A 5,584-nucleotide genomic window follows, 5' to 3' on the forward strand; every position below is an offset into this window, starting at 1 on the left:
CACGTTCTTTGAATGGATGATAATTGATAGCGGACCCATGGAACATTATAGCCGCGAGGTTGGGATGTTTCGTGATTGATTTCTTGAATAAGAAAAAGGATAAACGAGAGTCCAGGTTTCAAATGAATATTGTAGTCTGGCTAGACAACTCGCAAGAGGAGTTAGCTGGATGTGTGTTGGGAATTTGAATCGCAAGATGAGATGGAACTGACACGAAAAGTTTTTACAATGGAGAGTTTGATCCTGGCTCAGGATGAACGCTAGCGGCAGGCCTAATACATGCAAGTCGAACGGTAAATATTTAGCAATAGATATGAGAGTGACGTACGGGTGCGTAACACGTATGCAACCTACCCTTTACAGGCGGATAGCTCGGGGAAACTCGAATTAACCCGCCATAATATAATTGGATGGCATCATCTGATTATTAAAACTTCGGTGGTAAAGGATGGGCATGCGTCTGATTAGTTAGTTGGCGGGGTAACGGCCCACCAAGACGATGATCAGTAGGGGAACTGAGAGGTTGATCCCCCACACTGGCACTGAGATACGGGCCAGACTCCTACGGGAGGCAGCAGTAGGGAATATTGGTCAATGGATGGAAGTCTGAACCAGCCATGCCGCGTGCAGGAAGAAGGCCTTCTGGGTTGTAAACTGCTTTTGCCAGGGGATAAAATGACCTTGCGAGGTTAATTGAAGGTACCTGGTGAATAAGCCACGGCTAACTACGTGCCAGCAGCCGCGGTAATACGTAGGTGGCAAGCGTTGTCCGGATTTATTGGGTTTAAAGGGTGCGTAGGCGGCCTATTAAGTCAGTGGTGAAATACTCTAGCTTAACTAGAGGGGTGCCATTGATACTGATGGGCTTGAGTACAGATGAGGTAGGCGGAATTGACGGTGTAGCGGTGAAATGCTTAGATATCGTCAAGAACACCTATAGCGAAGGCAGCTTACTAGGCTGTAACTGACGCTGAGGCACGAAAGTGTGGGGATCAAACAGGATTAGATACCCTGGTAGTCCACACTGTAAACGTTGATTACTCGCTGTGTGCGATATACAGTACGCGGCCAAGCGAAAGCGATAAGTAATCCACCTGGGGAGTACGCCGGCAACGGTGAAACTCAAAGGAATTGACGGGGGTCCGCACAAGCGGTGGAGCATGTGGTTTAATTCGATGATACGCGAGGAACCTTACCTGGACTAGAATGCCCTTGACCGATCCAGAGATGGATTTTTCCGCAAGGACAAGGAGCAAGGTGCTGCATGGCCGTCGTCAGCTCGTGCCGTGAGGTGTTGGGTTAAGTCCCGCAACGAGCGCAACCCCTATTCTTAGTTGCCAGCATGTAATGATGGGGACTCTAAGAAGACTGCCCGCGCAAGCGGAGAGGAAGGAGGGGACGACGTCAGGTCATCATGGCCCTTACGTCCAGGGCTACACACGTGCTACAATGGCGTATACAGAGTGTAGCAAGCCAGCGATGGTAAGCCAATCACAAAAAGTACGTCTCAGTTCGGATTGCAGGCTGCAACTCGCCTGCATGAAGTTGGAATCGCTAGTAATCGCGCATCAGCAATGGCGCGGTGAATACGTTCCCGGACCTTGTACACACCGCCCGTCAAGCCATGAGAGTCGGGAGGACCTGAAGGCAGTTGCTGCAAGGCGCTGTTTAGGGTTAAACTGATGATTAGGGCTAAGTCGTAACAAGGTAGCCGTACCGGAAGGTGCGGCTGGAACACCTCCTTTCTGGATCCACACTTAGGTGTGGAACAAGGAGACCGACGACTCTTGTTGGGTTCGCTATCAATTACATTTATTCGAGATTTTATGGAAGGACAAAATCCGGGCTTGTAGCTCAGGTGGTTAGAGCGCTACACTGATAATGTAGAGGTCCGTGGTTCGAGTCCACGCAGGCCCACGGAAGACTGGGTTTGGGTGAATCGGACTAAAAGGATGAGCCTAACTTCTTGAACCAAATGAGTCGGAATCCCTGGGGGATTAGCTCAGCTGGCTAGAGCGCCTGCTTTGCAAGCAGGAGGTCATCGGTTCGACTCCGATATTCTCCACAAAGGAGTAGTGAGTATTGAGTAGAAAGTATTGAGTAAGAAAGCTGGTTAACGGGAAGCGTTACCAGAGAAATTGAAAGACTAGGTTTGGGAGTTTAGAGGCGATAGAATTGAGATTGGTATTAAAATACCAAGGACTCAAGACTAAGGACCCAAGACTAACGAAAAACCACATTATCAATCCCTACGGCGGGCTCAAGGAGATAAGCCATCTCAGAGCCACCTGACTAGGAGTAAGATTGATGAAGGAGTTCATTGACATGCTGATGAAAGAGTAGTAAAAGAGTGTGTATGGGAGACGAAGCGATTCGTCGAACAATACAACAAACGAGCACATAGGTGAGTCCTGCGGAGAGATCTGACAGGACGTCGTAAAAGAAGTAAATAAGGGCGTATGGGGAATGCCTAGGCTCTCAGAGGCGAAGAAGGACGTGATAAGCTGCGAAAAGCTACGGGGAAGCGCAAATAGCTATTGATCCGTAGATGTCCGAATGGGGCAACCCGGCGTGTTGAAGACACGTCACTGTAGCAATACAGAGCAAACCCAGGGAACTGAAACATCTAAGTACCTGGAGGAGAAGAAAACAATCGAGTGATTGCGCAAGTAGTGGCGAGCGAACGCGTAAGAGCCCAAACCTAATTAGTTACGGCTAGTTAGGGGTTATAGGACCACATAATTGAATTAACATGAAGTTGAACCGGGTGGGAAACCGGGCCATAGAGGGTGATAGCCCCTTAAGCGTAAGATGTTAAGGAGAGGTGGTATCCTGAGTAGGGCGGGGTCGGAGACGCCCCGTTTGAATTTGCCAGCACCATCTGGTAAGGCTAAATACTCCTGAGAGACCGATAGTGAACCAGTACTGTGAAGGAAAGGTGAAAAGTACTCCGAATAGGAGGGTGAAATAGAACCTGAAACCATACGCTTACAAGCGGTCGGAGCTGAGAGATTCAGTGACGGCGTGCCTTTTGCATAATGAGCCTACGAGTTACTGTCACTGGCGAGGTTAAGCGGCTTAAGCTGCGCAGCCGGAGCGAAAGCGAGTCTGAATAGGGCGCATAGTCAGTGGGAGTAGACGCGAAACTTTGTGATCTACCCTTGGTCAGGATGAAGTTCCGGTAACACGGGATGGAGGTCCGAACTAGTAAACGTTGAAAAGTTTTTGGATGAACTGAGGGTAGGGGTGAAAGGCTAATCAAACTGAGAAATAGCTCGTACTCCCCGAAATGCTTTTAGGAGCAGTGTGGAGGTTGAGTTTGTTACAGGTAGAGCTACCAATAGGACTAGGGGGAGTCACATCCTACCAAATCCTGATGAACTCCGAATGGTAACAAATATACTCTGCAATGAGGGCATGGGTGCTAAGGTCCGTGTCCGAGAGGGAAAGAACCCAGACCTGCAGCTAAGGTCCCAAAATCTACACTAAGTTGAACTAAGGCGGTTCAGTTGCTTAGACAGCCAGGATGTTTGCTTGGAAGCAGCAATTCATTTAAAGAGTGCGTAACAGCTCACTGGTCGAGCGACAGAGCATCGATAATAATCGGGCATCAAGTGTAGTACCGAAGCTCAGGATTGTACAGCGATGTACAGTGGTAGGGGAGCATTCTAACAACGGCGAAGTCGTCTGGTAATGGACGGTGGAGTGGTTAGAAAAGCAAATGTAGGCATAAGTAACGATAAGGCAGGCGAGAAACCTGCCCACCGATAGACTAAGGGTTCCGCGGCAATGCTAATCATCCGCGGGTAAGTCGGGACCTAAGGTATAGCCGAAAGGCGAAGCTGATGGCCAATGGGTTAATATTCCCATACTAGCATATTGAGCGATGGAGAGAAGGAGGAGTGACAATTCCGCGCCCTGACGAAATAGGGCGTTAAAAGACGTAGGTATAGGGTTGGTAGGCAAATCCGCCGACCTTGCTGAAATCCAATAGTACGAGGAGGCTTCGGCTGAATTGATAGAGAATGTAAGCAGACTTCCGAGAAAATCTTCTAAGCATATTGATATGGTACCCGTACCGCAAACCGACACAGGTAGTCAAGGAGAGAATCCTGAGGTGCTCGAGTGAGTCATGGCTAAGGAACTAGGCAAATTAAACCTGTAACTTCGGGAAAAGGGTTGCCTCCTCTAGCAATAGAGAGGTCGCAGAGAAATGGCCCAGGCGACTGTTTAACAAAAACACATGGCTATGCGAAATCGTAAGATGAAGTATATGGCCTGACACCTGCCCGGTGCTGGAAGGTTAAGGGGGGACGTTAGTCGCAAGGCGAAGCGTTGAACTGAAGCCCCAGTAAACGGCGGCCGTAACTATAACGGTCCTAAGGTAGCGAAATTCCTTGTCGGGTAAGTTCCGACCTGCACGAATGGTGTAACGATCTGGGCACTGTCTCAGCCATGAGCTCGGTGAAATTGTAGTCACGGTGAAGATGCCGTGTACCCGTCACGGGACGGAAAGACCCCATGCACCTTTACTATAGCTTCGCATTGACATTGGGTAGATGATGTGTAGGATAGGTGGGAGACATTGATCCTGCGGCGCTAGCCGTAGGGGAGTCAACGGTGAAATACCACCCTTTATTTATCTGATGTCTAATCCGCAAGACCTGCGGAGACAGTGCGTGGTGGGTAGTTTGACTGGGGTGGTCGCCTCCGAAAGTGTATCGGAGGCTTTCAAAGGTATGCTCAATACGCTTGGTAACCGTATGTGGAGTGCAATAGCATAAGCATGCTTGACTGTGAGACTGACAAGTCGAGCAGGGTCGAAAGACGGATATAGTGATCCGGTGGTTCTGTATGGAAGGGCCATCGCTCAAAGGATAAAAGGTACGCTGGGGATAACAGGCTGATCTCCCCCAAGAGCTCACATCGACGGGGAGGTTTGGCACCTCGATGTCGGCTCGTCACATCCTGGGGCTGGAGAAGGTCCCAAGGGTTAGGCTGTTCGCCTATTAAAGTGGCACGCGAGCTGGGTTCAGAACGTCGTGAGACAGTTCGGTCCCTATCTGTGATGGGCGTAGGAAGTTTGAGAGGATCTGACCTTAGTACGAGAGGACCGGGTTGGACCAACCGCTGGTATACCGGTTGTGGCGTCAGCTGCATCGCCGGGTAGCTACGTTGGGACGAGATAAGCGCTGAAAGCATCTAAGCGCGAAACTCACCTCAAGATGAGACTTCCATTAAGGGACGTCAGAGACTATGACGTTGATAGGCTGCAGGTGTAAAGGCAGAAATGTCAAAGCTGAGCAGTACTAATTACCCGAACGCTTCAGAAAAGATAAAATACAATTTTGTCAAGAGCGACACACTATGTGCTCGTAAACTCTTCTATTCTTTCATCAGACCATGTCAACGATATTAAACAGGAGCCTCCAGATTGAAAAGAGTCTGGAAGACCTTAAGACCTTAAGGTGACTATAGCGGCGGGGATCACCTCTTCCCATTCCGAACAGAGCAGTTAAGCCCGCCAGCGCTGATGGTACTTGGATAACACCCGGGAGAGTAAGTCGTTGCCTATCTTTTATCA

General features: G+C 49.4%; 2 tRNA genes and 3 rRNA genes. All 5 read left to right on the forward strand.

Features of this window, described 5'->3' with window-relative positions:
* The first annotated feature begins 225 nt into the window (after positions 1–225).
* The 5 genes from JI741_RS32325 (at position 226) to rrf (ending at position 5,576) form a co-directional block, all read left to right on the forward strand.
* Positions 226–1,745, forward strand: a 16S ribosomal RNA gene (locus tag JI741_RS32325).
* 98 nt (positions 1,746–1,843) lie between these two features.
* Positions 1,844–1,917 (forward strand) — tRNA-Ile (locus JI741_RS32330).
* A 74-nt stretch (positions 1,918–1,991) separates the two neighbouring features.
* A tRNA-Ala gene (locus JI741_RS32335) sits at positions 1,992–2,065 on the forward strand.
* Between the two features lie 374 nt (positions 2,066–2,439).
* A 23S ribosomal RNA gene (locus JI741_RS32340) occupies positions 2,440–5,333 on the forward strand.
* Between the two features lie 131 nt (positions 5,334–5,464).
* Positions 5,465–5,576, forward strand: a 5S ribosomal RNA gene (rrf, locus tag JI741_RS32345).
* Together the 16S, 23S and 5S rRNA genes with 2 tRNA genes alongside form the textbook arrangement of a ribosomal RNA operon.
* Positions 5,577–5,584: the final 8 nt, after the last annotated feature.

The sequence above is a fragment of the Chryseolinea lacunae genome (assembly GCF_016735595.1).
Classification (GTDB): Bacteria; Bacteroidota; Bacteroidia; order Cytophagales; family Cyclobacteriaceae; genus Chryseolinea; species Chryseolinea lacunae.